This is a genomic window from Vibrio proteolyticus NBRC 13287 (assembly GCF_000467125.1).
Taxonomy (GTDB): domain Bacteria; phylum Pseudomonadota; class Gammaproteobacteria; order Enterobacterales; family Vibrionaceae; genus Vibrio; species Vibrio proteolyticus.
On record NZ_BATJ01000008.1, the window covers coordinates 119,584 to 142,043 of the forward strand.

At 48.8% G+C, this 22,460-nt stretch carries 17 protein-coding genes; 12 read left to right on the plus strand and 5 right to left on the minus strand.

The genetic code is table 11. The features are described from left to right. Nucleotides 1-93 precede the first annotated feature (93 nt). The gene (locus VPR01S_RS11505) at nucleotides 94-867 is read right to left on the minus strand and encodes a RelA/SpoT domain-containing protein (RefSeq protein WP_021705503.1); all 774 of its coding nucleotides are present in this window, start codon (nucleotides 865-867) and stop codon (nucleotides 94-96) included. Nucleotides 868-1,211: 344 nt separating this feature from the next. On the opposite strand from VPR01S_RS11505, the gene VPR01S_RS11510 reads away from it, so the two are divergent. Then, complete coding sequence (locus VPR01S_RS11510) at nucleotides 1,212-1,862, plus strand: thiopurine S-methyltransferase (protein WP_021705504.1); 651 nt, start codon at nucleotides 1,212-1,214, stop codon at nucleotides 1,860-1,862. A gap of 51 nt (nucleotides 1,863-1,913) precedes the next feature. Here the strand turns inward: VPR01S_RS11510 and purT are convergent, their stop codons facing one another. Continuing rightward, nucleotides 1,914-3,092 (minus strand): formate-dependent phosphoribosylglycinamide formyltransferase, encoded by a 1,179-nt coding sequence (gene purT, locus VPR01S_RS11515; RefSeq protein ID WP_021705505.1) that lies wholly within the window; start codon nucleotides 3,090-3,092, stop codon nucleotides 1,914-1,916. A gap of 282 nt (nucleotides 3,093-3,374) precedes the next feature. Between purT and VPR01S_RS11525 the strand changes: the two genes are divergently transcribed. The 7 genes from VPR01S_RS11525 to VPR01S_RS21975 all read left to right on the plus strand — a co-directional run bounded on the left by VPR01S_RS11525 (nucleotide 3,375) and on the right by VPR01S_RS21975 (nucleotide 15,148). Beyond that, nucleotides 3,375-4,793 carry an SLC13 family permease gene (locus VPR01S_RS11525; RefSeq protein ID WP_021705506.1) on the plus strand — a complete coding sequence of 473 codons (1,419 nt, stop codon included), beginning with the start codon at nucleotides 3,375-3,377 and terminating at the stop codon, nucleotides 4,791-4,793. A 4-nt stretch (nucleotides 4,794-4,797) separates the two neighbouring features. Next, on the plus strand, nucleotides 4,798-6,123 hold the full coding sequence (locus tag VPR01S_RS11530; protein ID WP_021705507.1) for a sensor histidine kinase: 1,326 nt from the start codon (nucleotides 4,798-4,800) through the stop codon (nucleotides 6,121-6,123). Nucleotides 6,124-6,125: 2 nt separating this feature from the next. Next, complete coding sequence (locus VPR01S_RS11535) at nucleotides 6,126-6,599, plus strand: response regulator (RefSeq protein ID WP_021705508.1); 474 nt, start codon at nucleotides 6,126-6,128, stop codon at nucleotides 6,597-6,599. Nucleotides 6,600-6,627: 28 nt separating this feature from the next. After that, on the plus strand, nucleotides 6,628-7,095 hold the full coding sequence (locus tag VPR01S_RS11540; protein ID WP_021705509.1) for an HAD family hydrolase: 468 nt from the start codon (nucleotides 6,628-6,630) through the stop codon (nucleotides 7,093-7,095). Then, the gene (locus VPR01S_RS11545; protein WP_040902666.1) at nucleotides 7,095-7,487 is read left to right on the plus strand and encodes a VOC family protein; all 393 of its coding nucleotides are present in this window, start codon (nucleotides 7,095-7,097) and stop codon (nucleotides 7,485-7,487) included. Before VPR01S_RS11540 ends, VPR01S_RS11545 begins: the two co-directional genes overlap by 1 nt. Nucleotides 7,488-7,538: 51 nt before the next feature. Beyond that, complete coding sequence (locus tag VPR01S_RS11550) at nucleotides 7,539-7,943, plus strand: GFA family protein (RefSeq protein ID WP_021705511.1); 405 nt, start codon at nucleotides 7,539-7,541, stop codon at nucleotides 7,941-7,943. Nucleotides 7,944-8,521: 578 nt separating this feature from the next. Further along, the gene (locus VPR01S_RS21975) at nucleotides 8,522-15,148 is read left to right on the plus strand and encodes a tandem large repeat (protein ID WP_081693163.1); all 6,627 of its coding nucleotides are present in this window, start codon (nucleotides 8,522-8,524) and stop codon (nucleotides 15,146-15,148) included. Nucleotides 15,149-15,282: 134 nt separating this feature from the next. On the opposite strand, the gene VPR01S_RS11560 is transcribed toward VPR01S_RS21975, so the two are convergent. Beyond that, the gene (locus VPR01S_RS11560; protein ID WP_021705513.1) at nucleotides 15,283-16,161 is read right to left on the minus strand and encodes an AEC family transporter; all 879 of its coding nucleotides are present in this window, start codon (nucleotides 16,159-16,161) and stop codon (nucleotides 15,283-15,285) included. Nucleotides 16,162-16,414: 253 nt separating this feature from the next. On the opposite strand from VPR01S_RS11560, the gene VPR01S_RS11565 reads away from it, so the two are divergent. From VPR01S_RS11565 to VPR01S_RS11575, 3 genes are all read left to right on the plus strand, one after another. Further along, entirely contained in the window at nucleotides 16,415-16,705 is a 291-nt protein-coding gene (locus VPR01S_RS11565) for a co-chaperone GroES (RefSeq protein ID WP_021705514.1), read from the plus strand. A 31-nt stretch (nucleotides 16,706-16,736) separates the two neighbouring features. Further along, complete coding sequence (gene groL, locus VPR01S_RS11570) at nucleotides 16,737-18,326, plus strand: chaperonin GroEL (protein ID WP_021705515.1); 1,590 nt, start codon at nucleotides 16,737-16,739, stop codon at nucleotides 18,324-18,326. A 467-nt stretch (nucleotides 18,327-18,793) separates the two neighbouring features. Beyond that, nucleotides 18,794-19,261, plus strand: coding sequence for an Hsp20 family protein (locus VPR01S_RS11575; RefSeq protein ID WP_021705516.1), 468 nt, complete (start codon nucleotides 18,794-18,796; stop codon nucleotides 19,259-19,261). 45 nt (nucleotides 19,262-19,306) lie between these two features. Here the strand turns inward: VPR01S_RS11575 and VPR01S_RS11580 are convergent, their stop codons facing one another. Continuing rightward, a complete protein-coding gene (locus VPR01S_RS11580) occupies nucleotides 19,307-19,879 on the minus strand; it encodes a mechanosensitive ion channel family protein (RefSeq protein WP_021705517.1) in 573 nt (190 codons plus the stop codon). Nucleotides 19,880-20,152: 273 nt separating this feature from the next. On the opposite strand from VPR01S_RS11580, the gene VPR01S_RS11585 reads away from it, so the two are divergent. Then, entirely contained in the window at nucleotides 20,153-21,376 is a 1,224-nt protein-coding gene (locus tag VPR01S_RS11585) for a cyclic di-GMP phosphodiesterase (RefSeq protein WP_021705518.1), read from the plus strand. 41 nt (nucleotides 21,377-21,417) lie between these two features. On the opposite strand, the gene cdd is transcribed toward VPR01S_RS11585, so the two are convergent. After that, nucleotides 21,418-22,305 carry a cytidine deaminase gene (gene cdd, locus VPR01S_RS11590; RefSeq protein ID WP_021705519.1) on the minus strand — a complete coding sequence of 296 codons (888 nt, stop codon included), beginning with the start codon at nucleotides 22,303-22,305 and terminating at the stop codon, nucleotides 21,418-21,420. Nucleotides 22,306-22,460 lie beyond the last annotated feature (155 nt).

Sequence of the window (22,460 nt, forward strand, 5' to 3'; positions counted from 1 at the left end):
GTATGTGGTCTTTTGTTTTTTCGTCAGCCACACAACGGTTTCAGAGCGAACAAGCGACCAAATGGTCGCTTGTTGTTTTTGGAGCAGAGTATTTTAAGCCGCCTGAATGTGAGTGGTAATGTAAGGTTGCCATGCGGCCTGATACAGTGCCTTTGACTGGCTACGAATATTCTTGATTCGAGCCATTTCTATATCGTTCAATGCTCGGTTCTCGCTCGCCGCCTGTCGCTCAATTGATTGAACCACTTCATACAAATCATGCTCTGGTCCGCTTTTCACGTCTGCAATGGCTTTCAGATGCAATTGCACTTCAGCGATTACGCCGGTTTTTGGCAGACGAACTAACAAGTTCAGATCTCGGTAGCCGGATGCCGCCGGTTTTTTAAAGCGGTTTTTCACTTTTACGATCGTTGCTTCACGGTCGAGTGCTTCGTAAACATCCACCAGGCTGGCTACATCGTTGGCAACGATGGTCGCTCGAGCCAAATCGGTAATGCGTTCGCTTTTCCCATTCAGTTCGTGGGCGATTTTTTCCTTGGCACGTTGCTCTGATTTTACCCCAGCGAAATATGCGTCGGTTGATGTCAGCAGTGCTGTGCTTTTACAAATGGTTTCCAGTTCACGCTGTGCTTGATGGGCTTTACTGTAGAGAACATCGAAATCTGTATAAGGCTGGAGGGGCGTGACGTCGATGGCTTGAATGCCATACAGGCCACTCAGGCTGTGTTTGAAGCGTTTAGAACAAACCTCGTTCTGGCTGGTTGAACGCGTTTCTTCGTTGCCAGGCACGGTAGGCATTGCTGCAAAGGCAGGTGCACGGCTTAGTACCAGAAGCATCAGTGCTGTAGTACGCAGAAATAAGCTCATTCGCTCTCCTTAACTTGCATCGGCTTATAAAGTGGGAACTTAAAAGGTTAAGCGCAAAGCAATTCGGTCTCTAACTTGTTATTGGGTCGTCCATGCTGAAAACAACGCATCCAGAATGCTGGTTTTTTAAACTATGCGACAAGTCACAAAATTATTGACTTTAAATTAGAGGTTTCTCAGAGCAGAAGGTTCATCTAAAACCTGTAACAAAGTGTTATCTGTCAAACAAGTGGAATCAGTATAGGCAGAGGAAGATTAATCGAAGATGAACACCGTCGTTCATTTTGGTTTATTTTCGAATTGGGGTAGGCTATGCCTCATGTAAAGTCAGTCACGAGATAAGAATGAGAGATCCAGAGTTCTGGCACAGCAAATGGGCGGCCAATCAGATAGGTTTTCACCTTGACGATGTGAACCCATTGTTGATTAAATTTTGGCACCATACCAATCCTACACGAGAAGACAGTGTTTTTGTTCCATTGTGTGGTAAATCGGAAGATCTGGTCTGGCTGGCCAGCAAGCATGAGAGCGTTCAGGGTGTTGAATTGAGTACCATTGCGGTACGAGCATTTTTTGCCGAGCACTTTTATACCCCCTTGGTCATTCCGATCAGCGCTGAACATGAGTTGTATCAGTTTGATGAGCTTTCCGTGTACATCGGGGACTTTTTTACCGCGCCGATCGAGCCGGTCGACATTGTTTATGATCGCGCTTCACTGGTGGCGTTACCTCAGGAAATGCGGGGCCAATATGTTGAATATCTCAAAACCCGGATAAAACCGGGTGGGCGCATTTTATTGGTGACGCTTGATTACCAACAAAATGAAATGGCGGGGCCGCCATTCAGTGTGAGTGAAGAAGAAGTTCGTCAGCTGTATGATGGCTACCAGGTGACGCGCTTGCATCGGGATGTTGCCGATGAATCACACCCCAAACGCGCAAAAAAAGGTTTGAGCCGATTTGCCGAAGAAGTGTTCCTGATTGAAGGATTTTGAAAAAGCGCCCGTGAATGGGCGCTTTTTTATATTTGTTCCCCGTCAGGAGATTTATTCGTAGGTCACTGTAACTTTAGAGGCGCAGTCGATGGCGTCAGTCAGTGCTTGCTCAAGGCTAGGTCGGCGGGTAATCACTACTCCTAAACGGCGGCGTCCTGCGATGTCTGGTTTAGCAAACAGACGTACTTGAGTCCGGGGTTGCAGCAGCGCCTGATCCAGGCCCTCGTAACCGATGTTGTCTGATGTTCCCTGTCCGAGCAGCACAGCAGAGGCGCATGGGCCGTATTGAGTAATGCCTGCGACAGGCAGTCCGGTAAACGCTCTAACGTGGAGCGCGAATTCTGACATGTCTTGAGACATCAGAGTCACCAGGCCAGTATCGTGCGGACGAGGAGATACTTCGTTGAAGATCACCTGATCGCCTTTTACAAACAACTCTACGCCGAAAATGCCGTATCCCCCCAATGCATTGACGATTTGTTCCGCTGTGTATTCCGCGGCCTTGCGTGCGTTGTCGGACATCACCTGAGGTTGCCAGGACTCGCGATAGTCGCCATCTTCCTGGCGGTGGCCGATGGGCGCGCAGAAATGCACACCATCGCAGGCACGTACCGTCAGCAGAGTGATTTCATAATCAAAATCAATGAAGCCTTCGACGATGACACGTCCGGCCCCAGTCCGTCCGCCTTCCTGAGCATAATGCCAGGCTGAGTCAATGTCTTCCTGTGTTTTCAGCACGCTCTGACCTTTGCCGGACGAACTCATCACTGGCTTGCAGACGCATGGCAAACCAACGTCTTGCACGGCTTGCTGAAACTCTTCGAAGGAATCAGCAAAACGGTACGGTGACGTATTCAGTTTCAAGGTCTCTGCCGCCAGGCGGCGAATCCCTTCGCGGTTCATGGTTAGTTGAGTGGCTTTTGCCGTCGGAACGACTTTCAACCCTTGCGTTTCAAGCTCAACCAGTTTGTCTGTTGCAATGGCTTCTATCTCTGGTACCACATAGTCAGGTCGCTCCTGCTCAATGATGGATTGCAACGCATCACCGTCGAGCATATCCAGCACGTGACTGCGATGAGCCACCTGCATGGCTGGCGCATCAGCGTAGCGATCGCAAGCAATCACTTCCAGCCCGAGGCGCTGGCACTCGATGGCCACTTCTTTCCCCAGTTCTCCAGATCCCAGCAACAACACCCGGGTAGCATTTTTTCGTGTAGCAGTACCAAACATGACGCATCCTTTTTCGACACAGAACAAAATTTTCCGCGATCATACGCATTATTTTTTCAAAAGCAAACGTTTGCGTGTGGCGATTTGTCGGTATCAGGTGAATGAATACGGCATGAAATCCGACTTACAGCACATTTACAAAACAAATTTCATAGAGTGGTGTAATTCATTGATCTGACGCTAAACAAAGAGAGCACGACACGGCCGATAATGCTTCAGACAGGTTGTCGAGTTATTACTCCACACCCGAGTTAAATCTGCCTCAGGAAGAGTGATTTTGCCATGCGTCCGTATCTAAAATACCTAATTCCGACTGTCATTCCGCTGCTTGTTCTGCTGCTGCCTTCATCCGCATTCCCGTTTGTCGGCATGACCATCATCCAGCAGCGGGTCATCGCTGTATTTCTCTTAGCTGCTTTGTGTTGGGTGTTTGAGCCGATCCCGATATACGCCACTTCGGTGGTGATCATTGTGCTGGAGTTGCTGCTATTGTCAGACAAAAGCATCATCCTATTTCGCTTGGCAGAAGGACAGCCACACTTTGGTGAACTGCTCAAATATCAGGATATTATGGCAACATTTGCCAGCCCCATTATCATGCTGTTTCTGGGCGGTTTTTTTCTTGCCATGGCGGCGACCAAGTATCGACTGGACGTGAACTTAGCGAGGGTGCTTTTAAAGCCGTTCGGTCACGATCCCAAATACGTCATGTTGGGACTGATGTTGATCACGGCGGTGTTTTCCATGTTTATGTCTAACACAGCAACGACCGCAATGATGTTATCGATACTGGCACCAGTGATTGCCGTATTCGGTCCTAACGATCCGGGTCGCATTGCTTTTGCGTTGTGCATCCCAGTGGCGGCGAATATTGGCGGGATAGGTACTCCCATCGGCACGCCCCCCAATGCGATTGCTTTGAAATACCTGGTGGGGGACAACCTGATTACATTTGGGGAGTGGATGGTCTTTGGCGTGCCGTTTGTGGTTATCATGATGACGCTCGCCTGGTTTTTGATCGGCTTTCTGTATAAAGCGGAACAACAGACCATCGAATTGAGTATCAAAGGCAAGTTTCTAAAAACACCTAAAGCGATCACGGTTTACATCACCTTTGCTTTGACAATTATCCTTTGGTTGATGGGCTCTTCACACGGCATGAACTCCTACACCGTCGCGCTGATCCCGGTCGCGGTGTTTTCTCTCACAGGGATCATCAACAAAGAAGACCTGAAAAGAATTTCCTGGGATGTCTTATGGCTGGTCTCCGGGGGGATTGCGCTCGGCTTGGCACTGGACAAAACCGGGCTTGCCCGTCTGGTGGTTCACAGTATTCCGTTTGATCAATTTTCTCCCTATGTGGTGCTGTTTGGTGCAGCGTTCCTGTGTTTAGCGATGGCCAATTTTATGTCACACACTGCCACGGCGAACCTGTTGATGCCCATTATGGCGGCATTGGGTACTTCGATGGCTTCACTGATGCCGCTTGGTGGCGAAATTACCTTAATTTTGGTCGTGACCTTTGCCGCGTCCTTGGGAATGTCGTTACCGATCAGTACACCACCGAACGCGTTGGCACACGCTACTGGGTACGTTCAAAGCAACCAGATGGCTCGGATCGGTGTGGTTCTGGGCGTCATTGGGGTATTGCTGAGTTTTGTCATGGTGTGGATTCTTCACGCTGTAGGTCATATCGGATAAGCGCATGAACGACTCAGGCTTGCAAGCGCTGATTGCGCGTTATTTTAGTCAGCCGGAACGGCGCCTTCAGGTTTCAGCAGGGCATCAGTTGATCGAGCAAGATAGCCAGAATGACCGTTTGTACTATGTGATTGCCGGTGAACTGGACGGGTATTTTACCGAGCAGGGTGCGTCAGCCATCAAAGTTTTTTCGGCCATGCCAGGCGCATTTCTGGGCGTGCACAGTTTTTTCTCCGGGAATGGCGCAGCCAGTTCGACGGTGATAGCAAAAACAGCGGCGGAGCTAGCATGGATAGATCGCCACACCGCAGCGATTGACGCCGAACAATATGGGGTGCTGACCACGCAGTTTATGCCAGTGATTGTCAACGAGCTGTCACAACGTCAGCGCAGAGCGACACAGGAAGCACTTGCCAAAGAACGGGCACTGCAAAAGTTACATCTCGCAGAACAGATGACCACACTAGGCCAACTGGCAGCAGGGTTGGCACATGAACTGAATAACGCGATTGGTGTCGTAAGCAGTAAGTCTCAGCGTCTGGAGAGCGTCTTATTGCAACTGCTCGAAGAGCAGCACCCAGGCGCCAGTCTGTATTATGAACTGGGATTGCAACACGGCCAGAAAGCGTCCTCTGTTCAGGTGAGAAATAAAGGCCGGGAACTGGAGCGCGACTATCATTTGCCCAAAGAGCTGGCGCGAAATCTGGCTCGTGCTGTACCGGATGATGTACTGGAGCAGCATTGGTTAGCCGACCCGGTTGCCGCGATTCGATATTGGGAAATTGGACGCGATCTGCACGATCTTCGTTTGGCGACCCGGCACACAGTTGGCATTGTCAAATCTGTAAAACAGTTGGGCCGTACCGATATTTCGCAAGATGAAGCCGTGGACATTAATGAAACGCTGCATCGTGCGGTTGCGTTATTGCAGAGCGATCTCAGACGAGTGGCAGTGCGGATACGACCTGCAGAGCTGCCACTGTTTACTGCGTCATCGACAGAGCTGGTGCAGGTTTGGGTCAACATTCTCAAAAATGCCTGTGATGCGATGCGGCAGACGGAGGCTCCGGAAATTGATATCCAAACTCGGCTGAGTAAGCAGCGCATTCTGATCACGTTGTCCAACAACGGTCCTGAAATCGACGAAACCACTCGTCGTAAGATTTTCCAGCCCAGTTTTACGACGAAGAAAGGCGGGCTGTCGTTTGGTCTTGGTTTAGGTCTGTCGATTGCGCGCCGGATCATTACCGGTTATGGCGGAACGATCGCGGTAAAAAGCGACAAACAGCGCACCGTTTTCAGGATAAAACTACCAATTGAGGGTAAGTAACCATGGAAAAGTTAAATGTCATTTGTGTCGATGATCAGCGGGAGGTATTGAGCGCGGTGTTGCAGGATCTGTCTCCTCTGAGCGGCTGGCTGAATATTGAAGATTGTGAATCGGCAGAAGAAGTACTCGAATTGATGGATGAACTGGATGCAGAGGGAGAGTGGATCGCGGTTTTGATCTCTGATCACGTAATGCCGGGGAAAACCGGCGTGGAGTTGCTTGAGGAAGTCAGCCGAGATAGCCGTTTCAGTCATACCAAAAAAGTATTGCTGACGGGTCAGGCGACCCACGCAGATACCATTCATGCCATCAACCACGCCGGTATCCAGCGCTACTTTGAGAAGCCCTGGCAGCCAACGGAGCTGGTGGAGTGTGTCCGGACGTTGGTGACTGAATTTATTTTCGAACAGGGGCTCGATTATGTCGAACTGCAGCAACACCTTGATCAGACGGTGGTTCTCAGTAGACTGAGGTAATTGTTTATCGTTTATTCAGGGAGGTGCGATGCAAACAATTATTCTGTTCGATTGGGGGAATACACTGATGGTCGATTTTCCTCAGTATCGTGGCAAGATGTGTGACTGGCCAGAGATTGAGGTGATGCCGCACGCTGCGGAGACCTTATCGAGTTTGTCCCAACATTGTGCATTATACATTGCGACCAGTGCTAAGGATTCGGCGGTTCGCGACATCGAGCTTGCGTTTGAACGGGTTGGGCTGGCCAGATATCTCAGCGGCTATTTCTGTTTCGCGAACCTTGGCCTGGAGAAAGACTCAGCACAATTTTATCGTAAGGTTAGCCAACAATTGGGGGAAGAACCGGAAGCGATAGTGATGGTCGGAGATAACTGGGATAAGGATATTCTCCCGGCACGTCAGGCTGGGTTACGAGCGATTTGGTTAACGGAATGCCTATCCGATGAGGTCGAAACCATCGTTTCACTTAAACAGTTACCCGAGGTGCTAAAATGATGAACGTGTCGCATTTGGATCATCTGGTGTTAACGGTCAGCAATGTTAACGTGACTATCGATTTCTACCATCGGGTGCTGGGCATGGAAGTGGTGGAGTTTGGAGAGGGGCGAAAGGCACTCAGATTTGGCGAGCAGAAGATCAACCTCCATCAACATGGCGCGGAATTCGAACCCAAAGCCCAGCATGTACAACCCGGCAGTGCAGATTTGTGCTTTATTACCCCTGTGCCCGTCAGTGAAATACTGGCTCATATTGAGCGCCAAGGAGTGACCATCACCGACGGTCCGGTGAAACGCACCGGTGCGGTGGGCCCCATCTGTTCGGTCTATTTTCGTGACCCGGATGGCAACCTGATCGAAGTGGCCAACCGCCTGACGCCATCGAATTAACGGGCTTGATATGCTAATGTGTGCGTATTTTACATATTGATGGGGAATAGCATGACGACTCTGCAAGGATCTTGTCTGTGTGGCAACGTGACACTTACGATGCCAGATGAATTCGCATACATGGGGAACTGCCACTGTTCTGAGTGTCGTAAGTTCACAGGCTCAGATTATTCTTCTGCCGGTGGTATCGAGGCTGCCAAAGTTCGGGTTGTCACTGGAGAGGAAGACATTTCGGTTTACACTAAGAGTGAGAATACCCAACTGGTGTTCTGCCGCCACTGTGGTTCCAGCCTGTATTCGCTAAAACCAAAGACTGGGATGATGAATATTCGACTGGGTGTATTGGATTCAATACCGTCAAACAAACCTAGCTTTCATATCTTTGTTGCGGACAAAGCGCCTTGGTTTGATATTTATGATGAATTAACTCAATTCGCACAATATCCGGCAAAGTAATTTTTCAAAGCCTGGTAATATCGGGCTTTTTTATATAACGATAACTAAATATAAGAATGATGCATAATAACTTTTTATGAGTATTATATCGTTTATTTATGATTTATGTGCTCATCAAGTTGCATTTTCAATTTTGCGAAAATATAATTTCTTCGCAATAAGAATGGTCTGAATATTAAAAATATATTATTGACTTACATATTTTGTTTTTATGTCTCAACCTCAGTTCAAACCTATGCTAGCCAATCTTTGGCCTGAATATATTATTGTTTATCGTAATATAGAAAAATCTTATATATTAATTAATTGTAAGTTATGGATTGTATTCATTTTGTGTATGTCATGATTCTATTATTTGAGAATTAGCACAAAAATCACATTTTTATCGATAGGTTGTTTTTAATTAAATAAGTGGTATTGGCTGGCGAAAAAGTGATTTTTTTACTGGTCTTATTTTTAATCACTATCTAACTTCATTATCTTAAGATCAAAGCGATATATTGGGTTGTTATTTCGAGTTGTTGTTCTTTTTATTAGCCAAAATATAATTTGGTAAATTTTTATACAACGTCGAAATCATGTTGAGATTCAATAATAAAAACAAGCTTGCTTGCGCCATACTTTCAATATTAGCGATCAGTTCTTGTGGGGGCGGTGGAGGAGGAAAAGACACCTCGCCGCCGTCGCGCGTCAAAGGAGTGATTTCAGGAAACGTTTTTGATGCGCCAGTATCGGGGGCAACGGTTTCCGTCTATGAGTATCAGAATGGCAAAGTTGGGCGCCTTTTAGGGCAGACCTCAACCAACCCGGTGGGTGACTACTTGGTCAAAATTGACGCGTCGACCATGCCTTTAATGATCAAAGCCGAAGGTGGTGCGTACCGGGATCCGCTGACGAAAAATATCGTGTCATTGAGCGAAGGCAAAATTATTTCGATGTCGAGCGTCATCAACTACACCGAAGGGACAGACCAAACGGTGATGGTGACTCCCTTAACCTATCAGGTTGCGGGTCTGGCAGAATACAATATCGGCCAGGGTCTGGATGCCTCCGCGTCAGTAGACAATGCCATTTCAACGTTCATCAGTATGTACGGCTTTAATGTCAATACCACCAAGCCAATTGATATTACCACGGGTGGGCAAAGCAGCTTCGCGTCTGCGGGTCATCAGTATGGCGCGCTTTTGACGGCATACTCCTCATATTCCTATGATTTCATCAAGCAATATCCTGGTAGCGACAGTGAGTTGACGTATACGTCGATGAACTTGTCTGATATTGGTTATCGCGATATTTCCGCCGATGGTAAGCTCGATGGGCGAGAATTAGACAGTTCCGGCTTGCTGAAAGACATGGCTTTTGGTCAGTCTTACGTGACCAGTGATCTGTATACCCAAAGCATGGCGCAGCATGTGCTGATCGTAGTCAGTGACCCGGATCTGAATATTTCCGGGACGCCGGTTTCTGATTACAAAAATTTCAGCCAACATATCAATGATCTCGGTACCAATGGCTCTGGTAGCTCGGTCATTCCGCCGCGATCAGAAACGGACATCGATCTGGATCCGCCAGTGGTTACCCGTCTGGATAGTGACACCCTGAAAGGCGACGACAGTGTCGACATTGGCCTCAGTGATGCTATTGGTGTCGACAACGTGCAGGTGATGTTGCAATGGAAGATGAAAAGCGACAGCAGTTGGAGCACAGAATTTGAGTGTCCAGTCAGTCCTGCGGGAGAGTATTGCCAACTGGATACGTCCGACTTTAAGTCTGGTCCTCGGGATACGCAGGTCAAAGTGAACGTGTTTACTCTGGCATTGGATGCACTGGATACTGATCCGCAGGACGACGACCCGGTACAAGCACGCTTAGTGGTGTATGCATCGGACGTATTGGGCAATGGTTACGAAGCGCAAAATGGGGTGACGATTGATTTTGACTGGGACAACATTGCGCCCGTCATTGTGGTCAATTCGGCCGACGCGATCAGCTCATCCAAAACGGATTATACCCTTGAAGGGATCGTCAAAGAAAATCCGGCTAAGCTCAGCTATGTTCAAGTGAGATTGGGTGCTCAAAACCCAACAAATCTGGAGTGTTCGGAGATCAATGAAGGCTCGAATGTCTGGTGTAAGTTCAGCCAGATTTATACGACCTCTTCATTCGGTGACAGTACCTTGTTCAATCTCACCGCGGAAGACATACTCGGCAACAAAGGTCAGGAGCAGTTTACCGTCTACAAAGACGACACGCCGCCAGTGCGTATTCTGGAATATCCGGACGGTGTCGAGATGAACTTTATTGTCGATGACAACCCGGTTTCTCAGATATATCGAGATACCACCTATGATGCGGTTACCGTGGACGAGTCCAACCAATACCTGAAGATCGATTACGCCTATGCTGTTGACGGTATTAAGGCTACGTTGGGAAACATCAATTTTGCAGACTTTGAGGCGTCGACACTCAACGATAACAAAATTCCCTATGTCAAAGTCACGGTGTACGATCCAACCAATGGTGACATCTACGGAACGTCTGCAGACAAGTTGACTCTGTCGGTAGAGTATTATCGGAAAAAGAACATTGCAGGCAGTGACTATCAATGGATATCCAGTAAAGAAACTCAGGCGTCAACTGACAGTAAAGAAGCGGGTATTCCTCATGAGCAATTGATTCGTGAAGAAGATGGCAGAGTGTCAGAGGTGATCTATTACATTCCATACGTGAAAGAAATTCTCGGCACGACATTCGCCAGTACGACCGAAGAGTATTCACAGAAACTGGTGATTAAAGTCCGAGATTCTTCCGGCAACGTGAGTGACAAGTCGGAAGTGTATTTCAAGTCTACCTTTGACCTGCCGAGCCTTAAGGTGGTTACGCCTTTTATTAATGCCACAGCAAGGATTGAGGGTTTGAAGTCAATCAACAGTGATTTCAGCTTTCTTGCCAGTTGTAACACCGAACAGGTGGACAGTGTCTCTGGAGAGAAAGCCCTTGATGTGGCAGAGTGTGAAACCCAGTTTAATCCGTTTAAGTATGAGTTTTTCCGCGTCGTTTTACAGAGCAACGCGGGAACGCACTATTATCAATGGCAAGACAGTCTCGATGCGAAAAAATCGGTCACATTTCGCTATGGTGAGCAGGATGAAAACAGCCAGGGCCAACAGATGGCCAATATTGGCGCGTATTTTTCAGGCGCGGAGTCCGGTATGCTATACCTGACGGAACTTTCGGTGTACCAGACGGGGTTGTTTGACAATGCCTGGAATGCGCTCGAAGCCGACGACAAAACGCCGCAAAACGCGGCGTCTATTTTAACCGACGTCAACACCGCTCTGGAAAGTCAGGATGCGTCTTTTTTTGGGTTTAATCCTGCCCTGACTCAATACGCGACCACCGACATGCTCAACGCGACCATCCCGAATCCGCCTACCAAACCGTATCAACACCGATTTCTACTTGAAGCACTGGCAGACATGGCTGCATCCAATAGTGCAGAGACAGATACGACCGACTATGCCAAAGGGTTTTACGACGACTTTCTCTACGACGGAAAAGCCAACGGGCAAGGCACTCAAGGCCAAATCACAATTGGAAACCGGGATCTGAGTGCAGACACTTACCGTAGCGAGCTAGCCCAGAGCTACTTCAACGTTGCGACAACGCAATACCAGGTTGATGCCTCGACAGCGCTGAAACAGGCCGACTTGTTCGCTATGGCTAACCCCAGCATTGGCAGTGACACCGTGTTTGATTCTCCTGGCGAAAGTATCGATAAGTTTCCGCCTGAGATGCGTGTGCTACCGGATGCCTTGCAAAGTGATGGCCGTTTTATCAGCGGCCCCGGGCAAGATTATACGATCACGGGGAAAATCGCTTCGACATTGAGTCTTGAGGATATTTCAGGTATTGAGACCAGCAACCAGCCACCACAGCAAGCGGTGTACTGGTACAGTCACGCCGAGCCTTCTCTGCGCCATCAGGCGACGGATGTGGAGTTTACTCTCGATCCCAGCAGTGATGCTTACCATCATGGGTATCACTTCACCTTAGATTCTGAGAGTTCTGAGTACCCTGATGTGGCGCGGTTTGAAATTGTCGGCTCGGCGCAAGATAGCCGAGGCAACGCAACTGGCAATACGCTGATCATGACCTACTATGTCGACAATCAGCCGCCAACGATGACGTTAGCCACGACAATGCCGGAACATCCGGGGAACGGGGAAAGCGTACAAGTTACACTGACGTTTGATGAGCCTGTCTCCGGGGTCGAAGCGACTCTCGCGGGGGGCAATATCACCTTTACAGAAAACGGTGCCAGTGAAGAGTGGGTAGGAAACACTGAATCGCCGATTGTATTGAGTGTGGGCGATACGACCATTCCACTGCTGCTGAAGGCAACTTATTCTGATGGGATCGGCCATACAGGCGAGCGGGTAGAGCGGGCGGTGTCGGTGACACCCATGGTGACGGTCAATAATGTAACGGACGATAACGTGATCACAGAAGCTGAAGCGACCAACGTGGTCATTTCAGGTTCCGCTAAAGGCTTTGCCGTGAATGACAAACTTAAGGTGGAAGTCACTTCTCGGGATAGACCAGAGATAGATCGTTTTGAACAAAGCGATGTGGTGGTTCAGGCCGACGGCAACTGGGCAACGGCCGCGCATAATCTGACGAGTTGGGAGCAAAGTGACATCGACATTCGTGTCTCGGGGACAAACTCTGATGGGATTGAATCTGGTGTGGCAAGCCATGTCACTCGTTATGAAGATTCGATTGCCCCGCAAGTGAACAGTGTCGATGTTTCCCCCGAACATCCGGAAGATCAAAAGCCCGTGACGCTCTCTCTTACATTCAGCGAGCGGGTGAAAGAGGTGCAAGCAAGCGTAGCGGGCGTGCCAGTGGCGTTCAGTGTAGTGGGAGACGTCAGCCAGGAGTGGGAAGGTACAACCAACAGCAGCATTGCTCTGGTGGCTGGGCAAACTCAGGTTGAGGTGCAAGTCAGTCGCTATCTGGATACCGCCAACAACCCGGGAAACCCGACGCCGTATGTTCAAATGGTCAACGTGAAACCTGTGATCGAACTGGACCCTATTGCAGGCGGAAACGGCATCGACCAATCGGAAGCTGAAAGCCTGATCATTTCAGGTCAGGCAAGAGGTTTCGCCGGTGGTGAACTATTGACGGTTAAAGCGCAGGCCAGCAACTCTTCTGACCATTTCAGCGTGACCGCATTGGTACAGGCAGATGGCGTATGGGCCACCGCTGCGCAGAATATTCGCGCTTGGCCAAGTGGCGATATTGAGGTGTCTGTCTCGGGGAGCAACAGTGAGTCGGTTGCTGCCAGCTCTGTGACCGAGAGTGTTCGTTATGAAGATACCGTGGTACCGGACATCACCGGTGATATCCAGATATCGCCACAAAACCCAGTTAACGGCAGTAAAGCCACCATCACGGTGACTTTCAGTGAACTGGTTAACAACGTGAGTGCCAGCCTCGACGGAGTGGATGTCATTTTCCCGAACAATGAGCTTGCGACAACATGGACGGGCGAAACGGCGAGTCCTCTGATTCTGAGTGCAGGCTCTTCAGCCGTGATTGCTGAGGTAAAGGCGGGTTACACCGATGTTTCTGGAAACAGCGGAGCGGCGAAATCCACCAATGTGGCGGTGAAACCGCAGCTATCGTTATCACCAGTGGCTGGAAATGATGAGATAGACTCTGCGGAAGCAAGCTCAGTTGTGATTGAAGGCACGGGCGTGGGGTTTGCATCTGGTGACAGTGTCACCGTTGCAGTGGTGTCTACTGTCGACCCTACTTACTCCTTCGAAGATCATGCGGAGATGACGGCCGATGGGCACTGGCAAACGGCTGCACATAATCTGACGGCGTGGCCGGTGGGAGACGTGTCGGTGAATCTTTCAGCCAGTAACTCGCCGGGCATTGACGCCGACTCGGTCAGCCGGTTGGTTACGCGGGTGGACACCCAACCGCCGTCGGCCATCTCTGCGGAGTCGCAACCGCTGAATCCACAGTTCAATCAGGCCGTGACTCTGACGGTGAAGTTTGATGAACCAGTCACTGGTATTACGGCTAAGGTTGGCGACGTGAATGTGGATTTTGGTGACACCAGCAGTGCATCGGACTCCTGGAGTGGGACGACCAATGCTCCGGTCAGCTTTGGCGCGGATGAAACCAGTATTGATGCGGTGATCCGTGACTTTGTCGACGCATCTGGAAATCTGGGCGCAGCCTTTAGTCACTCCATTCAGGTTACGCCTTTGATCCAACTGAACGCTATCGCCGGAGACGATGTAATCGACTCCGATGAGAGTCATTCCGTGACCATCACTGGCAGCAGCAAAGGTTTCAAAGCGGGGGATGAGTTGTCGGTGCGCGTGATGCGCGACACCACTGAAGAGTATGCTACGCAGGTCAGTGTTGCTTCTGATGGTAACTGGAATATCGGGAGCCCACTTGACTGGTCGTCCTGGGAGGTGGGACAACTGACGGTATTGATTGATGGAACTAACCTGTCCGGTTCTGGGGTAGCGGCAACGCAAGTCAGTCGTGCGATCGAAATCCGCGATACGCTTGCTCCGGGTATGACGACACTCAATGCCACGCCCGAAAATCCAACAGAAAACGATAAGGTGAGTTTAGCGCTGACGTTTGATGAGCCTGTTGCCCACCTTAGCGCCACGGTGGCTGGTAAGGTTGTCGATTTCGGCGATACCACCGAGTTGGCAACCAACTGGAATGGTGTGTCCGCTGAGATTGCATTGCCGGTGAATGCAACGTCGGTCACTGTGTTGATTGATGGTTATCAGGACAGCGCTGGCAATTCGGGCCAGCCACAAACGCACGCCTTGGAAGTGATACCGCTATTGACTCGTCACCCGGTAACCGGAGATGACATTATTGATGCCACGGAATCGGCGTCGGTGATTCTGTCCGGTGAGGCGAAAGGATTTTTGGCCGGAGATGCGGTTGAAGTGACGGTCATCTCACAACTCGAACCAGACACGGATCATGCAACGGTTGCCGCGACGCTGAACAGTTCTGGCGAGTGGATCACGGATACACCCGTTGATATGTCTGGCTGGCAAAACGGGAGTTTGGATGTCACGGTGATAGGCACCAATGCGGCCGGGCATGCTGCGCCATCGCAAACGGAGACTATTGAACTTGCTCAATAGCATGACAAATAAAACAACCGCCTGGATGGCGGTTGTTTTGTGTTGGTCACTGGTGTGGTTTGAAGAGGAATCGACGACCGTGCCTGTGAAGGTCTGTTCGTAGCGCTGGTATACGTCTAATACCAATAAACCAACTAGGCCAGAGATAACGCCAGCGCCAGAAGCAGTGGCAAGGTCAAAATACTAAAAAAGTTGCCAAACAGCACCATAGACGCCACTTTTTCAGGCTCCACGTGAAAGCGCTCAGCAAACAGGTAGTTCATGACAGCAGGCGGCAACATGGTAAACAGGACCATCATTTGCAAATGCAGTGAGGGCAGCGGTACCAACAGGTAAATAACCGTAAATGCGATGGCGCCCGTCAGTAGCGATTGTCCGGTACAAAGTAAACCGATTTTCAAACCGCTCATACGCATATTGCACATCTGTGCCCCGAGTGACAGAAGCATCACGGGTACGGCTGCTTGTCCGAGCAAGGCGGTTGCTTCGTAGAGGGGGGCCCAGACCGAAAGACCACTCAGGTTGAGTAATAAAGCGGCGGCGGCGGCCAGAAAAATCGGCATACGAACAACCTGTTTGATTGGGTTGCTGTGACTGAGCAACATGATGCCGAGGCTGATGTGAAGACAGGCCGATACCACAAACAGCATCACCGCAGGCGCAAGAGCAGTGTCACCAAATGTGTAAGTAAACAACGGAATAGCCAGGTTTCCACTGTTACGAAACATATGTGGAGGTGTCCAGGTCTTATAGTTCAGGCTGGACAGCCGGCACAGTGGCAGCATAATTACAGCGGGCAGCAGAATGGCGATAAGAGACGCACTCAATAAAGGTAATTGGCTGGTGTCAAGCGGCATCGCGACCAGCGAGGAGAACACCAGTGCGGGTGTAAAAGCGTCCATATTGATGCGGTTTATAGGGCGAAAATCCGGTTTTAACCAGCGTCCGACACAGAACCCAACCAGAACCAGTGCGAACACCGGGAACAGAATACTGATGACCTGATTAAACATACTATCCCTGTTGAAATCGCCAAAACCATTAAGCTATCAGTATTTCATCGTTTCGTCAGCAACTATTACGCCTCAGTCTGTTTGACAAGAGCGATAAATATTGTTTGTAGGTTGATAAAAATTTTTTATTAATACTTTCTCTTGAAGTTTTCATGAATGAACATATATAAAAATCGACGCGCAGGACTGCGCAATAATACGATAACATCGATGTATTTTATAATGGGTATAAATATATAGGAGGCAACCCAAAATGAATATTCGTCCTTTGCATGACAAACTGATTGTTGAACGGTTTGACGTTGAGCATCAATCTGAAGGGGGAATTGTTCTGACCTCAAAGTCGGTTAAAAAATCCAACCGTGGCAAAGTGGTCGCCGTTGGCCAGGGCGTGTGCCTGGAGAATGGCGAACGGGCAGCGATGGAAGTCCGAGTCGGCGATATCGTCATTTTTAACGAGAGCTATGGCGTTAAAGAAGAAAACATCGACGGTAAGGACTATCTGATCCTGTCTGAGTCTGATGTATTGGCGGTTTCTGAATAAGTCATTGTTGTAATGCTAAGAGGAGAAGAGCATGGCTGGTAAAGATGTATTGTTTGAAAATGATGCCCGTCAGAAAATGCTGAAAGGGGTCAACCTGCTAGCGAATGCCGTGAAAGTGACTTTGGGGCCCAAAGGACGCAATGTGGTGCTGGACAAGGCTTACGGTGCTCCGGTGATCACCAAAGATGGTGTTTCTGTTGCCAAAGAAATTGAGCTGCAAGACAAGTTCGAAAACATGGGCGCTCAGATGGTAAAACAGGTCGCGTCCAAAGCGAATGAAGAAGCCGGTGATGGTACGACGACTGCAACGGTACTGGCTCAGTCATTGATCAATGAAGGCCTGAAAGCTGTGGCATCGGGCATGAATCCCATGGATTTGAAACGCGGTATTGATAAAGCCGTTACGGCAGCAGTCGAAAAGCTGCGTGATATGGCACATCCTTGTGACGATAAACAGTCCATTACCCAAGTTGGCAGTATCTCAGCCAACAGTGATCTGGCGATTGGTGAAATCATCGCTCAAGCGATGGACAAAGTTGGTCGTAATGGTGTGATCACTGTAGAGGAAGGCCAGGGCCTGGATAATGAGCTGTCCATTGTTGAAGGCATGCAGTTTGACCGTGGGTACCTTTCGCCGTATTTCATTACCGATCAGGAAGCTGGCGCGGTGGAATTAGAAAACCCGTATATCCTGATGGTTGACAAGAAAGTCAGTAATATCCGCGAGTTGCTACCGGTTCTGGAGTCGGTTGCCAAAGCTTCCCGTTCACTTCTGATCATTGCCGAAGACATCGAAGGTGAGGCGTTGGCAACACTGGTGGTGAACAACCTGCGTGGTATCGTGAAAGCAACAGCGGTGAAAGCGCCAGGCTTTGGTGATAACCGTAAAGCTTTGTTAGAAGACATCGCTGTACTGACAGCAGGAACTGTGATCACCGAGCAGCTTGGTCTTGAGCTGGAAAAAGTGACACTGGAGCAACTGGGCAGTGCGAAGAAAGTGACGATTAGTAAGGATACCACTACCATCATAGGCGGTGCAGCGGATGAAAATGCTATTCGGGAGCGCGTTGCCACGATAGAACATCAAATGGGCAATACTACTTCCCAATATGACAAGGATAAGCTGCAGCAGCGTATCGCTAAACTGTCCGGTGGGGTTGCGGTCATCCGGATTGGCGCAGCGACTGAAGTGGAAATGAAAGAGAAAAAAGACCGTGTGGATGATGCGCTTCACGCTACCCGCGCGGCGGTTGAGGAAGGCATTGTTGCCGGTGGTGGCGTAGCCTTAGCAAAAATTGCCAATGAGCTGAGCTCGCTGACAGGTGACAACGACGATCAAAACGTGGGGATTCGGGTTGCGCTGCGTGCAATGGAAGAACCTCTGCGCCAGATTGCCATCAACGCCGGTGACGAAGGCTCTGTGGTAGCCAATGCGGTGAAACAAGGTAATACGCATTATGGCTACAATGCGGCTACGGGCAGTTATGGCAATATGCTTGAGATGGGGATCCTTGATCCAGCCAAAGTTACTCGCTCTGCTCTGCAATTTGCAGCCTCCGTGGCAGGTTTAATGATCACCACTGAAGCGATGGTGACTGAGCATCAATCTCAGGAAGGTTAATCCTGACGAGCGGGCCAGGCGCCCGCTCAACTTGGAGTGGAAAGTGAGCGTAGTAGAATAAGTGAGGTGAGATGGAAACAAACAAAACTTATCCGTCGTTACACTGTTGCGTTGAGGAATCTGGTTTGCACCAGAATCAGGGTATTTGGCCGGTTGCCCAAGTGTTTCCGCGATACACTGGAAATACATGTTTTACGGTATATCCAAATTGTCGTACTGTGCCAACAAAGGTCAATATTATTTTGGTTACCATGAATATGTCTGATCTTATTCAGCCAGGAAACATAACGATTCACTAATGGCATATATTACTTAACGTTATATTTTTTATTTATTTGTTATTTAAAAATATAAATAGTCTCTTGATTTTTATTTCAAGTACTCATATTTAAATAGTAGGTATTAAGTCTCAGAGAGATTAATACCGGATTCGTTGGATATTAATATTGCTTCTTTAGGAGGATATTATGAACTCAATTGATCTGACTCCACTTTATCGTAATACTATTGGTTTTGATCGGCTGGCGTCGATGATCGACAGCGCACTGAATGCTGATCCAGTTTCAGCGGGATACCCTCCGTACAATATTGAAATGGTGGGCGAAAACCAATATACCATCACACTGGCCGTTGCCGGGTTTGACGAAAGCGAACTCGATATTCAGGTTGAACGTGGTGTCCTGATGATAAAAGGGCACAAATCCAGCAAAGCGGAAAGTAAGTTCCTTTATCAGGGGATAGCGAATCGTTCATTTGAGCGTAAGTTTGACCTGGCTGAGTACGTCGAAGTCAAAGATGCAGAATTGGCCAGTGGGTTGTTGACCATTCACCTGATAAAAGAGGTACCGGAGGCGATGAAACCAAGGCGCATTGCCATCACCCAGGCCGATAAAAGTCAGGTTATCGAGCACAAAAAAGACGAATCACTTGCCTGAGCAATCAATCAGAGAATTAAGGCTGCACGTGGTGCAGCCTTGCTTTTATTTGCGTGGTATGCGGGTATAAAGCCGGCGAGTCGTTTTGGTGGAAGGTTTTTTCACTTGTTTAATCACCCCTTTTTGCAGCATCAGGCTATTGGGGTAGGCGATAATGTTGCCGTTATCATGTCTGATTAACACGTGGAACATCCGAATGTCATGGATTTCACCGCTGATGTCTTCATCTTTATCCACGACTTTGATGCGATCACCAATCCGGTATGGAAAGACGAAGAAGATCAGAAAACTGGCAGTGATATTGCTCAGGATCGACCACTGAGCAAATAAAGCGACTCCCAGGACGGCGAACACCGATGAAAGGAACAGTGAGACATCGCCATAGCCGATCCCGGTGGCAATCGCGAAAATTGACGCAAACAGGAACAGATACACGGTATTGAAGCAGCGAGTTACGAATGTTAACCGAGCTTTGTTTACGCCTTTGGCTCGTGCCAGGCTGGCTATGGTACGGTTGGCGACTTTCTTGATTACCAGATACGAAAGAATAATGATCAGGCCGATCAGTACCTTATATCCAATCGTCCCAGCAGTGAAGTAGTGTGTTAGTGGCTCCATAAGCTACCAGATTAGGTCATGATGAGCTTGAGCTCATCCGAGTTGAACAGTCTGATTGTGATGATAAAGGCAAATGAAAGGAACGCCAAACACTACATTTTATTGTGTAATACGCTTATTTTTATTGTGTTTATTAAATGCGAATGTGCGGTGTGTTTCGCAAAAATGTGGGCTGTCTCTTATAGTTTTGTCGATTAAAAGGTGATCTTTTCCGACGTCTCTCCTTATAATCATGTTGTTGTGTATCTGAGAGACATAGATTGAGCGATTGAGATGCAGTTTAATCCAGAAGAATCGGTCAAAATTTCCATTGAACATCTGCTGCCAGGCATGTTTGTGACGGCGATTCAGCAGAGCGAAAAGGTGAACCTTTCTCATGCCGGGCGAGTCAATTCCCAAGCCTCCATTCAGCAGTTGGTCAGTAATGGGGTGAAGTTTGTCTGGGTGGACCAGAAGTTATCCCGAAGTGGTGTAGTGATTAATGCCTATGTGGAGCCAGACGTCGAACCTGCTCCCCCAGTCGGAGAGTCGCCCGAGCCCCAAACCAATCGGCGGGGACGAAAACAACTCAGTCGTGACGCGGCACAAAAAAAAGCGGCGCGTATCATTGAAGAAGCCAAAACGCTGGCTCAGAAACTGCTCAATAAATCTCTGAATAATCAGGATATTCACGTCAGTGAAATAGAATCTTGGGCGGGGGAGATGATTGATACGGCGTTAGTAGACAACAATGCTCTGCAATGTGTCTCCGCACTTCGAAATAAAGACGCCTATTTACTAGAGCACTCGGTCAATGTGGCTTGCCTGATGGTGACGTTTGGTAGACACCTCGGGTTTGAGGCGGAAACACTCAAAGAGATGGCGATTGGCGGCATTATTCATGATGTGGGCAAAGTAAAGGTTGACGATCAGATTCTGCATAAGCCAGGTAAGTTAACGCCGGAAGAATTTGAGCATATGAAGCTGCATCAGGTGTTTGCTGATGAGATCATTGCCAACGTTCACGGGCTCAGTCAGATCAGCCGCGACGTTTGCCTGATGCATCACGAGAAACTTGACGGCAACGGCTATCCGAAAGGGCTCAAAGGCGAGCAACTGCCCGTACATGGCCGCATGAGCGGTATCGTGGACATTTATGATGCACTGACGGCAGACCGTTGTTACAAGCAGGGGATGAGCTCGGCAGAAGCTTTCAAGATCATGCTGTCGTTGACGCCATTTCATCTCGACAAAGAGTTGGTGTACAAGTTCATCAATTGTATTGGTGTGTATCCGGTTGGCTCGATCGTTGAACTCAGTGATGGCCGGGTCGCTATCGTCTGGACAGCGAATCCAAGTCAGCCTCTGAAACCTGAAGTGAAGAGTTTCTATTCCAATAAGTACCACCGTTTTACGGATGTGGCGTTTATCGATTTGAAAAGCAGTGCGTTGAAAATCGAGCGGGCACTGGCTCCTTCACAATTCGATTTTGACGTCAAACCTTTCTACGACCAATAATAAAAAGCCCCGAGTCATGTCGGGGCTAATCATGATTGAGTTTACATTGCCAGATACGAGACCGGAATGTCAGGGTTGATGGCTTCCAGTGTTGCCTGAGTATCGGCCAGATGGCTGATGGTTCCTTCCGCCATTTCAACTAACGCAGCCGAAACAATATCACCGAACTCACGACCATCCAGCAGTATCTGAATCAGAGCGACCTGAAGAGGCGGCAGGCTAGGGTTAAACGCCGCGTTTTCCGCATACGCGCCTTTAAAGACTTTTCCATCATTCAATTGTAAAGCGACGCCACTCAGGTTGTGAGTGTAAGGTGCATGGCTTGCGTTCAATGCGCTTAATGCCGATCGTACCAGCGGATCACTGTCCTGAGTGGTCTTGCCATGATCGACTTTCGACATCAATGCCGATTCAATACCAAGATCGGACGGGCCGAACGAATCTGGCAGGTATTGCTGCAACGTCATTTCATCGCGCTCTGGAAGTTGAACGACCAGTTTGTCTGCCGAGCTCAGTTCATTCATAAACTGACGACAGTGACCGCAAGGGCTGAAATTGACCGTAATGTCTGAGATGCCGGTTTCACCTTTCATCCATGCGTGACTGATCGCACATTGTTCAGCATGAACCGTTTGACCTAGCTGGCAACCGGCAATTTCGACATTAGCACCGAAGTAGATACGACCGGACAGGCCGCGAGCAAGAGCACCAACATTGAATTTAGAAATGGGCGTGTAGGAGTAGCAGGCGGCAAACGGAAGAAGCGCCACACGAAGTTCCGCGTCGTTCAAACCAGAAACGATTTGCAGTTGTTTAAACTGCTCCGGAGACAAAGTCGCGTCAAAATCGTCCGCCAGCAGAATAGGACCAAGGTAATCTGCGATGGACGCCGGCACATCTGAGAGTGCTTGTTCAATACGGCTTTTCATAATGAATCCTTATTTGAATGCTGGATTACATTTTATGATAACGCTAAAACATTACTGAGATTTAGATCACGCTAAATAGTGTAATGATGTTGATGTTTTCATAATTAGAGTGATGTCACACATGATATCGATTGCACTTTATGTTTCAGTGAACT

Excerpts from the sequence above, each read along its gene's own strand:
- VPR01S_RS11505 (WP_021705503.1), bottom strand. The coding sequence starts at position 867 with ATGAGCTTATTTCTGCGTACTACAGCACTGATGCTTCTGGTACTAAGC.
- VPR01S_RS11510 (WP_021705504.1), top strand. The coding sequence starts at position 1,212 with ATGAGAGATCCAGAGTTCTGGCACAGCAAATGGGCGGCCAATCAGATA.
- purT (WP_021705505.1), bottom strand. The coding sequence starts at position 3,092 with ATGTTTGGTACTGCTACACGAAAAAATGCTACCCGGGTGTTGTTGCTG.
- VPR01S_RS11525 (WP_021705506.1), top strand. The coding sequence starts at position 3,375 with ATGCGTCCGTATCTAAAATACCTAATTCCGACTGTCATTCCGCTGCTT.
- VPR01S_RS11530 (WP_021705507.1), top strand. The coding sequence starts at position 4,798 with ATGAACGACTCAGGCTTGCAAGCGCTGATTGCGCGTTATTTTAGTCAG.
- VPR01S_RS11535 (WP_021705508.1), top strand. The coding sequence starts at position 6,126 with ATGGAAAAGTTAAATGTCATTTGTGTCGATGATCAGCGGGAGGTATTG.
- VPR01S_RS11540 (WP_021705509.1), top strand. The coding sequence starts at position 6,628 with ATGCAAACAATTATTCTGTTCGATTGGGGGAATACACTGATGGTCGAT.
- VPR01S_RS11545 (WP_040902666.1), top strand. The coding sequence starts at position 7,095 with ATGAACGTGTCGCATTTGGATCATCTGGTGTTAACGGTCAGCAATGTT.
- VPR01S_RS11550 (WP_021705511.1), top strand. The coding sequence starts at position 7,539 with ATGACGACTCTGCAAGGATCTTGTCTGTGTGGCAACGTGACACTTACG.
- VPR01S_RS21975 (WP_081693163.1), top strand. The coding sequence starts at position 8,522 with ATGTTGAGATTCAATAATAAAAACAAGCTTGCTTGCGCCATACTTTCA.
- VPR01S_RS11560 (WP_021705513.1), bottom strand. The coding sequence starts at position 16,161 with ATGTTTAATCAGGTCATCAGTATTCTGTTCCCGGTGTTCGCACTGGTT.
- VPR01S_RS11565 (WP_021705514.1), top strand. The coding sequence starts at position 16,415 with ATGAATATTCGTCCTTTGCATGACAAACTGATTGTTGAACGGTTTGAC.
- groL (WP_021705515.1), top strand. The coding sequence starts at position 16,737 with ATGGCTGGTAAAGATGTATTGTTTGAAAATGATGCCCGTCAGAAAATG.
- VPR01S_RS11575 (WP_021705516.1), top strand. The coding sequence starts at position 18,794 with ATGAACTCAATTGATCTGACTCCACTTTATCGTAATACTATTGGTTTT.
- VPR01S_RS11580 (WP_021705517.1), bottom strand. The coding sequence starts at position 19,879 with ATGGAGCCACTAACACACTACTTCACTGCTGGGACGATTGGATATAAG.
- VPR01S_RS11585 (WP_021705518.1), top strand. The coding sequence starts at position 20,153 with ATGCAGTTTAATCCAGAAGAATCGGTCAAAATTTCCATTGAACATCTG.
- cdd (WP_021705519.1), bottom strand. The coding sequence starts at position 22,305 with ATGAAAAGCCGTATTGAACAAGCACTCTCAGATGTGCCGGCGTCCATC.